At 41.0% G+C, this 17,599-nt stretch carries 16 protein-coding genes; 6 read left to right on the top strand and 10 right to left on the bottom strand.

Going from position 1 to position 17,599, the window contains the following annotated elements:
* The first annotated feature begins 107 nt into the window (after nucleotides 1-107).
* The gene (locus tag B1201_RS11795; protein ID WP_078193726.1) at nucleotides 108-2,579 is read left to right on the top strand and encodes an LPS-assembly protein LptD; all 2,472 of its coding nucleotides are present in this window, start codon (nucleotides 108-110) and stop codon (nucleotides 2,577-2,579) included.
* Nucleotides 2,579-3,886: a peptidylprolyl isomerase gene (locus B1201_RS11800; protein WP_078193677.1), complete on the top strand. Its 1,308-nt coding sequence runs from the start codon at nucleotides 2,579-2,581 to the stop codon at nucleotides 3,884-3,886. The genes B1201_RS11795 and B1201_RS11800 overlap by 1 nt, the downstream gene beginning before the upstream one ends.
* Nucleotides 3,887-4,040: 154 nt before the next feature.
* On the opposite strand, the gene hfq is transcribed toward B1201_RS11800, so the two are convergent.
* The 4 genes from hfq to tsaE all read right to left on the bottom strand — a co-directional run bounded on the left by hfq (nucleotide 4,041) and on the right by tsaE (nucleotide 8,075).
* Nucleotides 4,041-4,550: an RNA chaperone Hfq gene (gene hfq / locus B1201_RS11805; RefSeq protein WP_078193678.1), complete on the bottom strand. Its 510-nt coding sequence runs from the start codon at nucleotides 4,548-4,550 to the stop codon at nucleotides 4,041-4,043.
* A gap of 92 nt (nucleotides 4,551-4,642) precedes the next feature.
* Nucleotides 4,643-5,587, bottom strand: a complete 945-nt coding sequence (miaA, locus tag B1201_RS11810; protein WP_078193679.1) for a tRNA (adenosine(37)-N6)-dimethylallyltransferase MiaA — start codon at nucleotides 5,585-5,587, stop codon at nucleotides 4,643-4,645.
* A 6-nt stretch (nucleotides 5,588-5,593) separates the two neighbouring features.
* Entirely contained in the window at nucleotides 5,594-7,606 is a 2,013-nt protein-coding gene (gene mutL, locus B1201_RS11815; protein WP_078193680.1) for a DNA mismatch repair endonuclease MutL, read from the bottom strand.
* Nucleotides 7,596-8,075, bottom strand: a complete 480-nt coding sequence (gene tsaE / locus B1201_RS11820) for a tRNA (adenosine(37)-N6)-threonylcarbamoyltransferase complex ATPase subunit type 1 TsaE (RefSeq protein WP_078193681.1) — start codon at nucleotides 8,073-8,075, stop codon at nucleotides 7,596-7,598. The genes mutL and tsaE overlap by 11 nt, the downstream gene beginning before the upstream one ends.
* 135 nt (nucleotides 8,076-8,210) lie before the next feature.
* Between tsaE and B1201_RS11825 the strand changes: the two genes are divergently transcribed.
* The 3 genes from B1201_RS11825 to B1201_RS11835 all read left to right on the top strand — a co-directional run bounded on the left by B1201_RS11825 (nucleotide 8,211) and on the right by B1201_RS11835 (nucleotide 10,118).
* Nucleotides 8,211-9,116: a pseudouridine synthase gene (locus B1201_RS11825; protein ID WP_078193682.1), complete on the top strand. Its 906-nt coding sequence runs from the start codon at nucleotides 8,211-8,213 to the stop codon at nucleotides 9,114-9,116.
* A 112-nt stretch (nucleotides 9,117-9,228) separates the two neighbouring features.
* Nucleotides 9,229-9,576 (top strand): type II toxin-antitoxin system RelB/DinJ family antitoxin, encoded by a 348-nt coding sequence (locus B1201_RS11830; RefSeq protein ID WP_078193683.1) that lies wholly within the window; start codon nucleotides 9,229-9,231, stop codon nucleotides 9,574-9,576.
* A gap of 98 nt (nucleotides 9,577-9,674) precedes the next feature.
* On the top strand, nucleotides 9,675-10,118 hold the full coding sequence (locus B1201_RS11835) for a GNAT family N-acetyltransferase (protein ID WP_078193684.1): 444 nt from the start codon (nucleotides 9,675-9,677) through the stop codon (nucleotides 10,116-10,118).
* A 160-nt stretch (nucleotides 10,119-10,278) separates the two neighbouring features.
* On the opposite strand, the gene B1201_RS11840 is transcribed toward B1201_RS11835, so the two are convergent.
* Nucleotides 10,279-10,998: a pseudouridine synthase gene (locus B1201_RS11840; protein ID WP_078193685.1), complete on the bottom strand. Its 720-nt coding sequence runs from the start codon at nucleotides 10,996-10,998 to the stop codon at nucleotides 10,279-10,281.
* A 151-nt stretch (nucleotides 10,999-11,149) separates the two neighbouring features.
* On the opposite strand from B1201_RS11840, the gene B1201_RS11845 reads away from it, so the two are divergent.
* On the top strand, nucleotides 11,150-11,605 hold the full coding sequence (locus B1201_RS11845; RefSeq protein ID WP_078189017.1) for a DUF441 domain-containing protein: 456 nt from the start codon (nucleotides 11,150-11,152) through the stop codon (nucleotides 11,603-11,605).
* A 26-nt stretch (nucleotides 11,606-11,631) separates the two neighbouring features.
* On the opposite strand, the gene B1201_RS11850 is transcribed toward B1201_RS11845, so the two are convergent.
* From B1201_RS11850 to B1201_RS11870, 5 genes are all read right to left on the bottom strand, one after another.
* A complete protein-coding gene (locus tag B1201_RS11850) occupies nucleotides 11,632-12,807 on the bottom strand; it encodes a CynX/NimT family MFS transporter (RefSeq protein ID WP_143221696.1) in 1,176 nt (391 codons plus the stop codon).
* 309 nt (nucleotides 12,808-13,116) lie between these two features.
* Complete coding sequence (locus B1201_RS11855) at nucleotides 13,117-14,127, bottom strand: sensor domain-containing diguanylate cyclase (protein ID WP_078193686.1); 1,011 nt, start codon at nucleotides 14,125-14,127, stop codon at nucleotides 13,117-13,119.
* A 347-nt stretch (nucleotides 14,128-14,474) separates the two neighbouring features.
* Nucleotides 14,475-14,705 carry a hypothetical protein gene (locus B1201_RS11860; RefSeq protein ID WP_373684739.1) on the bottom strand — a complete coding sequence of 77 codons (231 nt, stop codon included), beginning with the start codon at nucleotides 14,703-14,705 and terminating at the stop codon, nucleotides 14,475-14,477.
* Between the two features lie 9 nt (nucleotides 14,706-14,714).
* A complete protein-coding gene (locus B1201_RS11865; RefSeq protein ID WP_078193687.1) occupies nucleotides 14,715-15,635 on the bottom strand; it encodes a LysR family transcriptional regulator in 921 nt (306 codons plus the stop codon).
* A gap of 243 nt (nucleotides 15,636-15,878) precedes the next feature.
* Nucleotides 15,879-17,594: an AAA family ATPase gene (locus tag B1201_RS11870; protein WP_078193688.1), complete on the bottom strand. Its 1,716-nt coding sequence runs from the start codon at nucleotides 17,592-17,594 to the stop codon at nucleotides 15,879-15,881.
* Nucleotides 17,595-17,599 lie beyond the last annotated feature (5 nt).

The raw sequence follows: 17,599 nt of genomic DNA on the forward strand, positions 1-17,599 counted from the left end.
TAATACAGGCTGAGTTTTTAAAGTGCTAAGTGTAGCTACTTATCAACTTTTTCTCTATGATGCGACAATAATTAATTGCGATTAAGCATACCTGGTTAATGAGACAAATGAAGCATCAGTTTAAATTTAATCCTTTAGCGACTGCGATCTTAACCCTTCTATGTGGTAGCTCGTTACCAAGCTATGCAGCACCTGTTTCAAACCCGTCCACGGATGACGATACAGAACAACTCAAACAAAGCATTTCAGAAGCTTATCCGGGGCAGCAGTTCTTCGAACAATATTATGTCGATAAATCTGCACCTGAAGCACAGATTCGTAACACCAATCAATTAAGTTCTGCGTTTTGTACAGGCACCTGGATTACCCCAGTTGCTCCAACAACGAAAGCAGTCGCACCTGAAGATGCAACCTCTACCATTACCGCAGACTATGGTCATTTTGACCCGAATGGCGACTCCATTCTTGAAGGTAATGTTCTGATTGACCAAGAAGGTCGTCAAATTCGTGCCGATCAAATCAAAATTGATAAAACCCAAACCTATGCCAATGCTTCTGGCCGCGTGCAAATGGCACAGTCTGGGCTGATTTCGCAAAGTGATTCGATTGATTACAATTTAAAAACCCAACAGGGTGATTTAAATAACAGTTTCTTTATTGCTGAACAGCAGCATGCACACGGTCGCGCTGAGAAAATTTCACGTACTTCAACCGAAACACTCGAATTAGAAAACGCTGTTTATACCACTTGTCCACCTGATGAAAAACCAACGTGGAAAATTCAAGCAGACAAAATTAAGCTGAATCAAGAAACTGGTCGTGGTGAAACCAAAGGTACAACATTATATGTAAAAAACGTACCTGTGATGGCTGTGCCCTATTTCAACTTCCCGATTGATGACCGTCGTACCACAGGTATTTTGACCCCAAGCTTTGGTTTTACCAATGATGGTGGTGTTGAACTTGCCGTTCCCGTCTATCTCAACCTTGCACCAAACTATGATGCAACGGTCACACCACGTTATATTGCAGACCGCGGTCCAATGATGGAAGGCGAATTCCGCTATCTCACTGAAAACTTTGGTTCAGGGATGGTGTGGGGTGGTTATTTACCATCCGACCAAAAGTATGATGATCAGGATCGTAAAGACTTACATTTCCTCCACAACTGGAAAATTAACGATCAATTTACAACCAATTTAGAATACAATTATGCATCTGATAAAGACTATTTCTCAGATCTCAATAATAATCCAAACTCAAAAACTGACCTGAACTTACGCCGTGCATGGGAACTCAATTATAAAAATGGTATCCCTGGCCTAAAAGCACAGCTTAAAGTGGAAGACTTCCAAACACTGGATAAAACTGTCAGTGATGAAGACCGTCCATATGCGCGCTTGCCGCAATTCCTACTGAACTACAAGACTGGTAATCCGCTCGGCTTACAGTACGAATTTAACAATGATACGGCTTACTTCAAAAAGAACTTACGTAGTAATAATATTCCAAGCAATACTGGCGATTCACCAATGTATGAGCCAAGTGGTGCACGTATTTATAACGACTTTAGTGTACGTTATAACTATCGTAACCCATGGTCTTTTGTAATACCAGAAGTGTCTATTCGTAACGTCAACACGATTTACGATCAAGACACTGTTAATGCACAAAACATTAGTTCATCAAATGAAAGTAAATCGGTCGTTGTACCGCAATTCACTTTAGATGCGGGTCTTGTGATGGAGCGCGAAGGTCGTTATCTACAAACCTTAACGCCTCGCTTTTTCTATGCGTATTCTCCATACAAAAAACAAGACACCAACCCGAACTTTGACTCAACCACAGCGTCAATTAATTATGACCAGTTATTTAGTCCGCGTCGGTTCTATGGTAATGACCGTTTAGAAGACAACAACTTCGCATCTCTAGGCTTGAGCTATAGTTTATTTGATGATGTTGGTCTTGAGCGTTTAAAAGCTAGCGTTGGTCAAAGTTTCTATTTTGAAGACCGTCGTGTCACACTGAACAACGTCTCTGATAAATTTGATACCGAACGCCATACCGGCCCTGTCGTGAGTATTTCTAGCCAATTATCTGACAGCATCAGTGTGAATGCCAATTCAGCATGGATGGCGAATGGTGATAATGCTCAGCGCGATATTCAAATGTATTACACAGGAAATAAAGGCAATTTATACAATGTCGGTTATTTCTATCGTAAAGACATTCCTAATCGCCAAGACAGCTATGACCAAGCAGTAGCATCGTTTATTCAACCTATACACAATAACTGGCGTATTATTGGTCATGCACAATATGACCTCGACAACAGTATTGCGCGTGAATATTTACTGGGTGTGAACTACGAGTCATGCTGCTGGGGTGTTTCAGTTTATGGTCGTTCGTACTATAACGATTTAGATGATGTAACATCTTCAGATGTTAAACCAAAACGTGCCATTATGGCGGAGTTCACTCTAAAAGGTTTAGGTGGCTTCAACAATAAATTAACCTCTTTGCTTGAAAACCGAGTGTTGGGTTTTAACAATATTAATCAATCTTGGACAGAACGTTAATGAAGACAAAACAGTTAAAACAAATTTTTAAAGCGTCAGCCTTGGCACTTTGCCTATCAACTTCTGTATCTGTATTTGCTGCTGCGCAACCTAAAGATGAAATTGTAGCTGTCGTTGACAATAGCGTGATTCTACGTAGTGATCTTGATCAAAGCATTGCCGAGATCACTCACCAATTTCAAGCAAAAAAACAAACCGTCCCACCGACTGAATACTTGCAGCAACAAGCTTTAGAACAGCTGATTTCGCGCCAAGCACAGCTTGAACAAGTGAAACGCTATAACGTCAAAGCGGATGAAAAATCACTCAATGAAGCCGTACTTAAAGTTGCGAAAGATGCCGGCTCTCCAAGCTTAGAAGCGTTTCAGCAAAAATTAGATGCTGTTGCACCAAATACTTATGCAGGTTTACGTGCACGCATCGCTGAAGACATCGCTTTACAACGTCTACGCCAACAGTTGGTCACTTCTCGCATTCAAATCAGTGACCAAGATGTGAAAAACTTCTTAAGCTCACCACAAGGTCAAGCTGCGTTAGGTAATCAAGTTCATGTCTTACATGTACGTGTAGCTAGCAGTGATAATGCCGTTAAAATCGCGGAAGACATTCGTAAAGAACTTGCAGCAAGCAACGATGTAAAAGCGATTACTAGCAAATACAGTACCAAAGACATTAAAGTTGACGGTGCCGATATGGGCTTCCGCAACTTATCTGATATTCCAGATGAACTTGCTGCACGTGTAGCTCCTTTGCAAGTTGGTCAAACCACTGAACTAATTTCAGTACGTGATGGCGTTCATGTTTTAAAATTGGTCGACCGTAAAAGTGGAGAACAAAAAGCCATTGTTCCTCAATACCAAACTCGCCATATCCTAATTCAACCATCTGAGGTTGTGAGTCCTGAAAATGCCAAGCAAATGATCGACAACTTGTATAATCGCCTGCAAAAGGGTGAAGATTTTGCGGTCTTGGCTTCAACGTTCTCGAATGACACTGGTTCTGCTGCCAATGGTGGTAGTTTAGGTTGGGTTAGCCCAGGTGTTATGGTTCCAGAATTTGAAGCAATGATGAAATCAACAGCGAAAGGTGAAATCAGCAAGCCTTTTCAGTCACAGTTTGGTTGGCACATCCTTCAAGTAACCGATACACGTCAACAAGATATGACACATGAAGTACAAGAACGTATGGCCCGTCAGATTTTAGGTGAGCGTCAATTCGACACTGAACTGGACAGCTGGTTACGTGAAATTCGCAACAATGCTTATGTTGAAATTAAAGATCCTACTCTAGATCGTAAAAAGAAATAAGTGAATAAATAAAAAAACCAGCTTCGGCTGGTTTTTTTATGTCGATTCTTATCATCATTCAGCACTTTAGTAATTATTACATACCCGTTATGAAAACAATCTACTCTTTTATAGGCAAAAAAAACCTCCCATTTGGGAGGTTTTTTTAACTCAATTAACGATTGTTGTTTTCGTCGTCTTGAGCATCTTCAAATTTAGTTTCGCCATCAAAACCAGCATTTTGACCGCCGAAGCTACTTTGACCGCCAAAGCCACCTTGACCACCAAAGCCACCTTGAGCGCCAAAGCCACCTTGACCACCGAAGCCACCTTGACCACCGAAGCCACCTTGACCACCGAAGCCACCTTGACCACCAAAGCCACCTTGGCCACCGAAGCCACCTTGTTGACCGCCGAAGCCGCCTTGTTGACCACCGAAGCCGGCAGCGCCTTGAGCACCAGCAGGAGCACCAGCAGGACGTGGGTTACGTGCTGGAACAACAGTTGAAATAGCGTGTTTGTAAACCATTTGGCTTACAGTATTTTTTAATAAAACAACGTATTGGTCGAAAGATTCAATATGACCTTGTAATTTAATACCGTTGACAAGGAAGATCGACACAGGAATACGTTCTTTACGGAGAGAATTTAAGAACGGATCTTGTAAAGTTTGACCTTTAGACATGTTATAACTCCAAAAAATAATAAAAATCAGCGCAAAAGCTACCTTTACTTTTCAATTAAAAATTATCAAAAAGGTAGTCTGTAAATTTTGCTTTATCCGTAGCACTTTCGCAAGTCTTCTTGAGCCTGCTGCGCAGTTAAATATGTAGTAAATTTATGCGTTTCTTGCAAAGATCTTAACCAAGTATATTGACGTTTTGCAAGTTGTCGTGTTGCAAAAAGTGCCTTATCCTCCATTTCACGCTGTTTTTCGCTACTTTGATCACTATTTTTCAAAAAATCTAAAGCTTGACGATATCCAACTGAGCGCATAGAGGGTAAATTTTCATTTAAATCGTATTTTTCAATGAGAGCTTTCACTTCATTTAAAAATCCAATTTCCCACATTGTTTTTAGACGTTGAGCTATACGCTCATGTAATTCTAATCGGTCGGGCAATAATGCGTAATTATGAAAATTGTAACGGTATGGTACGTTTTTAGGTTGCTCAGCTTGTAACTGCGTAATGGGTTTACCTGTTAATTTAAAAACTTCGAGCGCACGGATAATTCGTTGCTTATCACTCGGTTTAAATTTTTCACCTGCCAATGGGTCTACATTGCACAGTTCTGCATATACAGCATCCCAACCTTGCGACTCAGCTTTGGCTTCAATTTCAGCACGTACAGCATAGTCTGCACTTGGTAAGTTTGAAGACAACCCTTCCAATAAAGCCTTGTAATACAACATTGTACCACCGACTAAAATCGGTGTTTTACCTCGTACATGCATATCATCAATCAGTACACACGCATCTTCCACAAAGTTCGCTGCCGAATACACTTCTAGCGGACTGATAATATCAATCAAATGATGTGGATATTTTTCCAGCTCAACTTTACTCGGCTTGGCCGTACCAATATCCATATCCTGAAAAACCAAAGCAGAATCGACTGAAATTAATTCGAATCCACCTTGCTCGTATAACTCACATGCCAAGGCGGTTTTACCGCTTGCAGTTGGTCCCATTAAGTTGATGACCGGCAATTGATTTGACATGTAAAACTACTCTCCCCGAGCAAAAAGTTTATCTAGCTGTGCCAATGGAAACGCACGCCACGTCGGACGTCCATGGTTACATTGGCTGGCAAATTCAGTTTGTTCCATCTGACGCAGTAATGCATTCATTTCAGATAGACTTAAAATACGGTGTGCGCGTACAGCGCCATGACAGGCCATGCCTGCCAATATTTGATCCCGCTTTTGTAGCAACCCTGCAACCTGATCACTTGGGTCTAAATCATTTAATAAATCTGGAATCAACGCATCAAAGTCTGCTTTATGCAAAATGGCAGGAACACCACGAACAATGACTTGCTCATCGCCATATTGGTCTATTTCTAAACCTAGGCGTGCCAATTGTTCTTTGAGCTCATCGACGCGCATCGCTTGCATCCGACTGATACTGACGACTTTAGGAATCAGCAATTGCTGTGATGTCCAAAACTCAGGTTTATCCCAAGCCGTTTTCATTTGTTGTAAAACAATGCGCTCATGCGCAGCATGCATATCAACAATGATTAAACCTTCGGTGTTTTGGGCCAAAATATAAATACCATGCAATTGCGCAATGGCAATCCCCAAAGGATGCTCATCAACTTTCTTTTGAATATGTTCAGCTAAAGCGGTATCCGGATCATTTAACGACTCAGTTTGACGTAAAGGCGCTAAATAACTTTGCAATGCATTATTGAGCTGTCTAGAACCCGCTATATTTGACTGATATCCAGTGCTATTGTTCGACGCATTTGAATATTGCTGTGTATAAGCTTCCTGACCTGTTGGCGCATGATTTGACGCATATTGCACCGTTGCTGGCGAACTAAACTCAGTAAGTCCACCTGCGATCTCTGGACTGACAAAATTTGTGCCTTGCTCTGCAACTGGCTGAGGTTGATGTAATGAAAATTGTTCCTGATGACGCGGCTGCGGAATAATATTTTCGTGTGCCTGCCCATCAAGTTTCATTGCAGATGACAATTCGGCGGTCGCGGTTTGAAATTGCGCTAATGTCGATTTGGCAAAATGACGAACAAACTCATGTACTTCACGTTGATTTAGAAACCGAATTTCATGCTTGGTCGGATGCACATTCACATCTATATTTTCAGGATCGACTTCCATAAACAACAAATAAGCGGCATGTTGATGCCCATGCAAAATACCGTCATAAGCCATGCGAAGTGCATGTGAAACTGTCTTGTCTTTTACGATACGTCCATTCACATAGACGTATTGCATATCGGCCTGCGCACGTGCATCTGAAGGATGACCTAACCAACCACTGAGACGCATATTGACGCTATCAGCATCTATCCAGTACGCATTTTCAGTGAATTGACGGCCTAATAATTGTTGCACCCGCTGAAAACGGAGCGCGCCACTGTCTGCAATTGGCAAGTTCAGCTTAATACTATTGTTATGTTCAAGGACAAAACGAATATCAAAATGGGTCAGTGCCAAACGACGGACAATTTCTTCGATATGTCCAAACTCAGTCCCCGGTTTTTTGAGAAACTTACGCCGTGCAGGCACATTAAAAAATAAATCTTGCACACGAATGGTGGTGCCTTGCGTCGCTGCCACAGGCTGAATTTCTTGTGAATCAAATGCGGTGCCATTTACTTCGACCTGATAGCCTACACCGTCATCATTTTGGCTACTGGTCAATGTCAAACGAGACACCGCAGCGATCGAAGCCAAGGCTTCCCCACGAAAACCTAAACTTACAATGGCATGCAAATCTTCAGCAGTTTGGATTTTACTTGTGGCATGGCGCATGACCGCCAAAGGTAGATCTTCAGGGTGGATGCCTCGACCATTGTCTATAATTTCAATCAGTGTACTGCCGCCTTGTTCAATACGAACAATCAGCTCAGTCGCCCCTGCATCAATGGCATTTTCCAGTAATTCTTTGACCACAGAAGCGGGACGTTCAATTACTTCCCCTGCGGCAATTTGGTTGGCTAAGGCAGGATCAAGCGTTCGAATGCGGCGGGCACTGATTTCATTCAGCATGGTTAAATTTTTGCTCCAAAGCGTTTTGCAAAGTTTCTGAAGAAAAGCTTAAAGTCGCTGTACGGGTACTTTCATCCGCAGACTTTTCAATATTAATAATTAAATCAGCCGCAGGGATTTCATCGCCCCCTTTAGATGGCCATTCAAATAAAAATAGGGCGTTCGGCGTTTCTAAATAATCACGGATACCCATAAGTTCAAGCTCATAGGGGTCATTCAGACGATATAAATCAAAATGAAAAATATATTGTCCTTGAATATTGTAAGGTTCAACCAATGTATAGGTTGGACTTTTTACCGCATCTTGATGACCCAAGTGTTGTAAAAAATAACGTGTTAACGTGGTCTTTCCTGCACCCAAGTCACCAATTAAATACGCTACACCCGTCGTAAAATGCGTCGCCAGTACGGTAGCTAAGTTTTGGGTATCGACTTCACTATTAAGTTCCAGACTGAATGAATACTGCATATTACTCACAACATGTACATAAGAATTAAATATGATAGCATCGCACTGGCTAAAATGGATATGTTCACACTATAGATTGAGCATTTTTCATGATGTGTTCTCTGCTTTATTTGCTCAGTTTTTAGATCTTTCTTCATGCATAGTTTTGAATTTACTCCCCCAATGATCAATGGTGTTAGTGCCAGTAAAGTCTTCCTTGACGGTCAACACACACAAGCCACAACGGTCTATGCATATTTGTGTGAGCAATTTCCTCATATCCAAGCAGCAGAGTGGCAACAACGATTTAAGGATGGTCTAGTCTATGCTGCAGATGGTGACGCTTTAACGATAGACAGTCCTTTTGAAGCAAATCGTCATGTTTATTATTATCGATTCTTGGCGCATGAAATTCATGTTCCCTTTGAGCATCAGATTTTATTTGAAAATGATCATTTCATCGTGGTCGATAAACCGCATTTTCTCACCATGAGTCCGACCGGTCAGTATGTACAAGAAACCTTGTTGGTTCGACTCAAAAAACAAACGCAGCTTGAACACCTAACACCGATTCATCGTTTAGATCGTGAAACTGCTGGCGTGGTGCTCTTCTCCAAATGTGTCGAAAGCCGTGGGCTATATCAACAGATGTTTGCCAAGCGGCAAGTTCAAAAAACCTATCATGCCATTGCAGCTTATCGAGATGAATTAAATTTCCCTATCACAACTCGCTATCGTATGGAAAAAGGTCAGCCTTTTTATACAATGCAACTGGTAGATGGTGAGCCAAATAGTGAAACATACATTAAGCTCCTCCAGCAGCATGGAAACCATGCAAAGTATGAATTAAAACCCTATACCGGCAAGCAACACCAACTTCGTGTGCATTTAAATGCTTTAGGCATTCCAATTCAAAATGATCCCTTTTATCCAGTAGTAGAACATAAGGCAGATGACGATTTCAGCCAACCTTTACAACTACTTGCGAAACAGCTTGAGTTTATCGATCCTGTGACAGAGCAGGCTTTTCAATTCAGTTCTGCCTATGAATTGACACTGTAAATCGATTGTCATTACATTAAATTGATAAAATACTGCCAAACTTTCTTGAATTTATAACAGTTTTGATTAGAATAAATGCGAAAAGTTAAGTATTTAAAAGCTTTCTAAGAATATGAGAAAAACTGAAGTCTACCAAATCCGTCTCGATTCACAGGAAAAGAAACAGGCCTTTGCCGTTTTTAAACAATTAGGCATTACACCTGCACAGGCTGTACGTCTATTCTTTAAACAAGTTGTTTTAACCAAATCGATCCCCTTCTCTATTGAAAACCAAAATATCAATATTGAACAATTGATTAAGTTACGCAAATTAAAACAACAAGAAGCCCAAGCTATTTCAACCATTGAAATTAGCCCTGCTGAATTAGAAATTTTAAATAATGATCCATTATTAGATGATGATCATCTCGACTTGTTTGAAGAACTCAATGCAATTTTGGGTGAAGGTGACAAAACTTAACACTGTCGCATTTATAAACAATTTATAAATCAACCAATTTCGAAATTTCGATATGCTTCATGCAAGACTGATAAAAATAGCATGGAGTATAGAAAAAAATGATCGTTCGACGCGCAACAGAAGCAGACCTTCATCCACTTGCTGTTTTATTTGATGAATATCGCCAATTTTATGGTACCTCTTCTAATCTTGATATCTCATATAAATTTCTAAGACAACGTTTTGAAAATAATGAAAGCGTAATTTTTATTTGTCTAAAAGATGAAGTGATTACTGGGTTTATCTTACTGTATTTAGGCTTTTCATCTGTGGCTTGTTCAACCTACTATATTTTAGATGATGTCTATGTCAGCCCTGTATATCGTCGTCAAGGTTCAGCCAAACAATTGATCGATACTGCGGTTCTCTTTGCTCAACATGAAGGTGCGCTTCGAATCAGCCTCGAAACTCAAAAAAATAACTATCACTCACATCAACTCTATGAATCGATGGGCTTCATTAAAGATGATGAATTTCAAACCTATCATTACTTTATTCGCTAATGCATTGCTCAGCTTTAAAATACATCAACAAAGCATGTTGAAAAACGCATCTTTAGATCAGCAGACAGCAGACAGCAGACAGCAGACAGCAGACATATTAAGGGGCTTTAATATCGCATATTTATCCTTCAAATGATGAAGTATCAAAGCCCTGTACCTATTACTGTGGATTAAAATTTTCACGAAATTTCGATTGTTCAATTTGCGCTGCATTCAAATAGATCCACTCACCCTCAGCGAGATCTTCAAGCTTTAATTGTCCTATTTGAGCACGATGTAAAGTTTCAACTTTATTGCCGACAGCCGCCAACATCCGCTTCACTTGATGATATACCCCTTGATGGACAGTCATTTGCAATTGATGTGAAGCCAATAGCTGTACATCGGTTGCAGCGAAGATGCCTTTTTCGTTTCGAAGCTCCACTCCTTGTTCTAATTGTTGTATTTGCTCAGGTGTCACAGGATCTGCGGTATGCATCGAATACACTTTGGCAACATGCTTTTTAGGGTGTGTAAGCGCTTGTAGATATTGACCATCATCCGTGAGCAGCAACAGTCCAGTGGTGTCTTGATCCAGTCGCCCGACGCATTGCAGACCACGATTTAACAGCACATCATCAAATAATTCAAAAACACTGAAATGATGGGTTGCCTGATGCGAACATTCATAACCTTGAGGTTTATTTAACGCGATATAAACATGCTCACGATAGGTATAGTCCTGTCCATGCACACTGTAAGTTAAATCATTCAAGTCCAGCTTTTGCTTTGGATTATCTACAATCTCACCGTGTATTTCGACCGCACCATTTTTAATCAACTGTTGGCAATATTTACGCGAACCAAAACCTTGTGATTGCAGCATTTTTTCCAAAAACATAGAACAACCTAATAAACACCATATATTACTATTTTATACTGAACAGTGACTCAACTTGCAGGAAAAATAGCGGAAATGATCTTGAACGCCAGTTATTAATGTTTCTGCGCTACACTATTAATTATTTATTGAAGTTTCTCACGAATATCCTATGTCTCAGTTGGATTTAAATCTGATCGTGTTATTGGTGTTATTGGCTTGTGGCATCTTTAGTCACAATACAGCGATCACCATAGCAGCAGGTGTCTTGATTGTTTTCCGCATCACTCCTTTAAGTGAATTTTTCCCCTATCTGCAACAATATGGCTTAAACATTGGCATTATTATTTTAACCATTGGCGTACTCACGCCGATCGCTAGCGGAAAAATTCCTGGTGATTCGATTTTAAAATCCTTTTTAAGTTGGAAATCCCTCGTCGCAATCGCCATTGGCGTCTTTGTCGCATGGTTAGGCGGTCGCGGTGTCAAACTGATGTCCAATCAGCCTGATGTGGTTGCCGGACTATTGATTGGGACAGTCGCAGGTGTTGCGATGCTGCGTGGTGTACCCGTCGGCCCACTCATTGCAGCAGGCATCTTGTCGCTACTGATTGGGATTAAGCAATAAGGCTGTTACTTACATAAAATAAAATTTTAAATTGAGCCATGCTGCATTTGAAATAAACGTCGACTAAGCATGATTCCAACGAATGACAACGCTGACATCAAGATACCCGCCCAAAACCACGCTCCAGTCTGTGAAACTACGGTGGCAATCAACGGAGGCAGAACAAATTGTGATATGGCAGAGCATTGTAAAATCATGCCGACCGTCGTACTGATTGCCGCAGGATAAGGTACAAAATGCAGTGCTTGTGCAAAGACCGTCGCAGCAATCAAGCCCCCAAAAAGCGAAAAACTAAACACCGTTAAATATTGCAGTAAAAACGGTAACGCGTCTTTAGAAAGATAAAACCCTAAGGAGCAAATGATCAAAACAGCAAAACCCAGTTGGACTAAAGTTTTAGCTTGAAAACCACGCTGTAATAACAGTCCGCAACCCCATGTGCCCACAGCATTCGCAACGGCAACACTGGCTGTTAAAGCACCCGCCAGCTCTGCTGAAATTTGGTTTTGGGCATAAATCATCGGTAAGAAGCCCACCAATGCAAACCACTGCCCTGCATATGTCCCAAAAATGAGCGCCAAAAGCCATGCTGCAGGATGTTTCAGAGTATCCCGAATGAGACCAATAATAGGTGTTGTATTCAGCGCCACATTAGGCTGAGGAATAAACATAGCGATACAGAGTAGTAATGCTGCAGTAATCATAGCGAAACTGAGCCAAACCACACTCCAACCATATTGAGCAATTAGAAATGGCGCAACCAATAAGGCTATACCCATACCTCCGCCCATATAAGCACTCCACAGTCCCATCTTTGCGCTGATGTGCTGTAGCGGTACAAGCTGACGGATAAATGCAGGCCCTGTGAGTGTCACCAATAAGAAGCCAAATCCTTCTATGACACGCAGTAGCAACAAGACATCAAAGCTTTGTGCAAAGCTCCCCCATGCACTTGCTATCGTCAATAGACTTAAGCCCAATAAGATACACAGTTTAAATCCAATTTTTTGGATATAACTACCAATCAACAATGCAAAGCACATTCCTGCGCCCTGTACCAATGAAAGCAATAAACCAGACTGAATAAAGCTAATACCAAGTTGCTGCTGTAATACAGGTATCGCGGGCGGTAATTTCCCGATATGCATTGCAGCAATAAAACCTGCCGCAATAATGAATAAATCTTTTGACATCCCTTTCATTGAATTGTCATGCTCTTTTCGCCATGCAATAGTGCACAGCTTAACAATTCAAAATATTCAAATCAGTCAAAAAACAAATGACCTTAGATGATTTTTCAATTATTTAATCATCTTGCACCGTCACATGCTAAGCGCACTTTGATTTAAATTAAACAACGATACTTAGTCATGTCATCTGCATTTGTTTGAGACAGGACAAGTTTTCATCAAAACGTTTTGCGATACTTTAGATAATATGAAGGTAGTGAACGAATTTACCTGCATAACTATGAGTGAATTATTTAAGCAGTGAGATATTTAGGCAGTGATTTATTCAGGATTGATTTGTTTCCGTTCACGCTTATTGGCGTACATTTTTAAATCAGCCATTTCGACCAATTGATCGATGGATTGGGCATCCTCTGGAAATAAAGCCATGCCAATACTGGCACCAATTTTCAAACTCATTTGCTCGAATGCAAATGGCAGTCCGCAACTTTCTGCGATTCGATTCATCGCCGTTTGCGCACGCTCTAAGTTGGCAATATTGGTTAAAATCACAGCAAATTCATCACCGCCCAAGCGTGCAACCAAGTCATCTTGACGTGTTTCACGCAAAATGCGCTGTGCAATTTCTTTCAGTGCAGCATCCCCAATGCGATGTCCAAACTGATCATTAATCGGTTTCAGACCATCCATATCAATCATCAAGATACCCAGTACTTTTTTCTGCGCACGTGCTTTTTCTATCCCTTGGCGTAAAAAGTCGACAAACAAAGCCCGATTGGCTAAGCCTGTTAAGCTATCTTGAGTCGCCAATTTATATAACTCTGTCGCACCGAAACGTGTCGCATGGTACATCGCCGCAGCGATCAACTCAGACATCAAACTCAATATATGTAAATCAGCTTCCTGAAAGGCATCGACTTGGTCAGAGTAAATCTTTAAAACACCGACACCTTCATCACAATGAATCAATGGCACCACAGCCATCGAACGCAACCCGACACGTCGACATGCCACGCGATCTACCCGCGCATCTGTTTCCGAATCTTGGCAATACAGTGTTTGTTTTTGCGCTATACATAGACCTGATAAGCTGTTTTCAATATGAAGTCTTAAACCCAATAAATGACTCGCCCCACCAGACACTGCACGATAGACCATATCACCATCTTCAGCCAACTCTACAACTGCACCTTTAGCATGTGTAATCTGCTGCGCCTGTTCTGCGACCACGGTCATCACTGCATTTAGATCTAAACCCAATTTAGCAATTGCTGTCTGCGTTTGAATCACAGACATGAGTTGAGTTGGTGAGGGTTCTATAGTATTCGGCATGATTGAGCTCAAACAGGTTTCAGTGTGAGATACAGCTCAATTCTAAAAATTATTCATCCACTTGTATAGCAATCTTAAAGTGATTTCTGTGCATTCAAGCACTTTAGATACAACTCTTTTAAATACTGCTCTTTGAAAAAAATGCACTCAAGGAAACAACAGAGCAAGCAGAATCATCGATACACATATCGAAGGTTGGGGAAAGTCATGATGTATGGATGACCCACGTATTTTCCGACTCTCCCCTGGATATTATTTCAATGCGTAAATTTCACTCTACATCCATTCTCCGCCTTCCAGTTGCACATCGACAGCCACACGTTGATATTCAGTCCCTTAAAATTCATCTAAAGCCCCCAATGTGCGGCTAAGTTTTCAGAGATAAAAACATAGCCTTCAATCGCTTGACCTGCCTTCGATAAACGAATGCCCGGACTGCCCATCGCCGCACCCCAGCCTTTATGTTCTAATTCACCCCAAACCACACCTTTCTTCCACATGCCACCTATGCGTTCCATCACGTGTGCATTGGGCTGACCTAGACGTAATATCCCGTATACAAAAAGACTCTGAGTCATAGATCCTCCTTAGTTGGAATAATATTGATTGCGTTTTTGTGAGAATTTCGCCAACTGTTTTAGGAAGCCTTCAAAGTAGCTTTTTTCAGCCTCTTCTGTACGATAGCCGGCGTACAAAGTTCGTCTTAAACCTTCAGGTGAAACACAATCTAAGCGTCGAGAGGTCACCCAACCTTTTTGCTCATATTCATTCACTACCCAATCAGGTAATGCCGCAATACCACGACCACTTGCAACCAACTGAATCAGCATCTGGGTCAAATCTGTAGTACGGACGTGTTTAGGCTGAATATTGGCCGGTAAAAATAATTTTGCCATGATATCTAAACGATGTTTATCAACCGGATAGGTAATCAGCGTTTCTTCTGCTAATTCTTGAACAGTCACATTTGTCGCACGAACCAATGGATGTGTATTGGACAATACCAAACGAGACTCATATTCAAAGATAGGGAAATATTCCACACCTTTTAAATTGATCGGATCTGCCGTAATCAGAAGATCAAACTCGCCTGTTTGTAATAGTTCATGCGGATTGGCTTCAAAGCCAGAAGCAAAGTCCAAATCTACATCAGGGTATTGCTGACGGTAGACATTCAATAACGGCATCAGCCAGTCAAAGCAACTATGACATTCTGAAGAAAAAATAATTCGGCCGGTTTGACCATGCACAATACGTGTAATGTCCGATTGCGTAATTTGAACTTGCGGCAAAATGTCATCGGCAAGGCGTAGTAAACGTTGCCCAACATTCGAAAAAGTCACAGGACGTGTGCGTCGGTTCACCACCTCTACCCCATACCAATGATCTAGCTCTTTCAACTGGTGTGAAAGTGCAGAAGGCGTTAAACACAGATCATTAGATGCAGCGACCAAAGAACCGTGTTCTCTGAGTGCCAATAAGGTTTTGAGATGGCGTAATTCCAACATGATTGTTCTCAACTAAACTTAGGAGCAACTTTGCAATCGAATAGTTTTCGCAAAGCATTAATGAATTATACTCATCTTATCATTATTTTATTAAGTTTTATTCATTTAAAGTTTTATTTGGAACTTTAACCACCAATTCATCGTTTTAAGCAGATGCAAAGGATGAAAATAAACACGATGCCCCTTATTAAAAAAGCCAGATTGATCAATCTGGCTTTAAATGTATGTAATCCAAAGAATGTGTTATTCCACAAATAATAAAGCCAAACGAACTTGGTCATATCCCATGCGTGGACTGGTCAACTCCACAATTGGGCGCAGCTTAATAGTACCATCATCGTTATAATGTGCTGGGTCTTGTCGTTTCGCCAAACGTTTATAGATTTTACGCACCTGCTCAACCACGTCTTCTCCCGGATGTGCCACCGAGATATCTAAACCTTGCTCTTTTTGCAGACGAGCCAAATGGTTAATAATCGTAGCTGGTGTTAAACCACGTTCCACTGCAATATCTTGAATTTCATAACCTTCCTCAAACAATTCACGAGTTTGATCTAAAGTCGCTGTGGCAAAGCTTTGTTTCGCACCAGTTTTGGAAATTTTCTTTTCATTGCGCTCGATTTCCACTTCATTCAGTGTTCCGCCACAATGGCGAATAAAGGCTTTGTGTTGAACGGTTAAATCAGCCTCTGCAAAATTGGTTTCCGCTTCATCAGAGAGTTCCTGAAAGCGTCGATCGGCTTTAATCGCCAAACTGTCGAGTTCTAAGGCTTGCTCATTAAAACCAAGTAAACGCAAACCATCTAATGTTTTTAAACGCGACAATGCCACATAACCCTGACCTTTCTCAAAAGTATGCGTCAAGTTAATTTCAGCCGCTGCAAGGGTCATCCCTTGAGATTTGTGAATGGTGATCGCCCAGGCCAAACGCAGTGGAATTTGTTGGAAACTGGCAATGGTTTTACCATCATCATTATCGACAGACCATGTTTCAGGTTCGACCACTAAGGTCGTGCCATCAGTGAGTTTTACTTTAGGCAAGATGCCATATTCATCATCTTCTTCAAAACCTATCACTTCACCAAGGCTGCCATTGATATAGCCCACGTCAAAGTTGTTTTTTACAAACATCACTTTGGCATTTTTCTTTAAGGTCAAAGTTTCCGGCGCACGCACTGAAGATTTTAAGGTTTCAATCAGTTTGTCATTACCATCGCATTGAGCATCAAACTGGCGAGATTCCTGTTCAATTTCATTTAGATGTTTATAGTTAATACTATCTACATCCATATTATGGGTATACAAGCGCGTAAAGGTTTCACCTATATTTTGTGAACTTGTCTGCCTTAAAGCATGCAAATGATCGCCCGTAATTTGCTGAGCACGAATCGCATTTAGAATATCATTGAGATAGTCATTACCCTGACGATGTTGTTCGGTCAAATAACACACGCGAAACTTCGCTTCTACCCATGCCTCAGACATAAAGCAAAACTTGTCACGGTTTAATTCACCTTTGCGTCCCACAGGGGGTAACTGGAAGAAGTCACCTGCAACAATGACTTGAATCCCCCCAAAAGCATCTTCACTGTCTTTAAAAAATTTTAAAACTTTATTCACCAAGTTTAATTGCTTGGCATGCAACATCGAAATTTCATCGATGATTAAAACTTGGGCATTTTCCAAATGCTCTTTTAAATATTTACGTTCTTTTAAGCGCTTTAACTCATCTTCGGAAATCGCATCTTTAATTCCAATCCCTGCCCATGTATGAATTGTCATGCCATTCATATGGGTTGCAGCAATCCCTGTAGAAGCCGTAATTGCCACCGGTACTTTGCGCGCTTTTAGATAATTGATGTACTGATTTAAAGTATAAGTTTTCCCTGCACCAGCCGAACCTGTTAAAAACACATTTTCGCCTGCTTTGAGCAGCTTGAGTGCAGTTTCTTGTTTCATAAGAC

This window comes from Acinetobacter sp. ANC 5600 (assembly GCF_002018395.1).
GTDB classification, from domain to species: domain Bacteria; phylum Pseudomonadota; class Gammaproteobacteria; order Pseudomonadales; family Moraxellaceae; genus Acinetobacter; species Acinetobacter amyesii.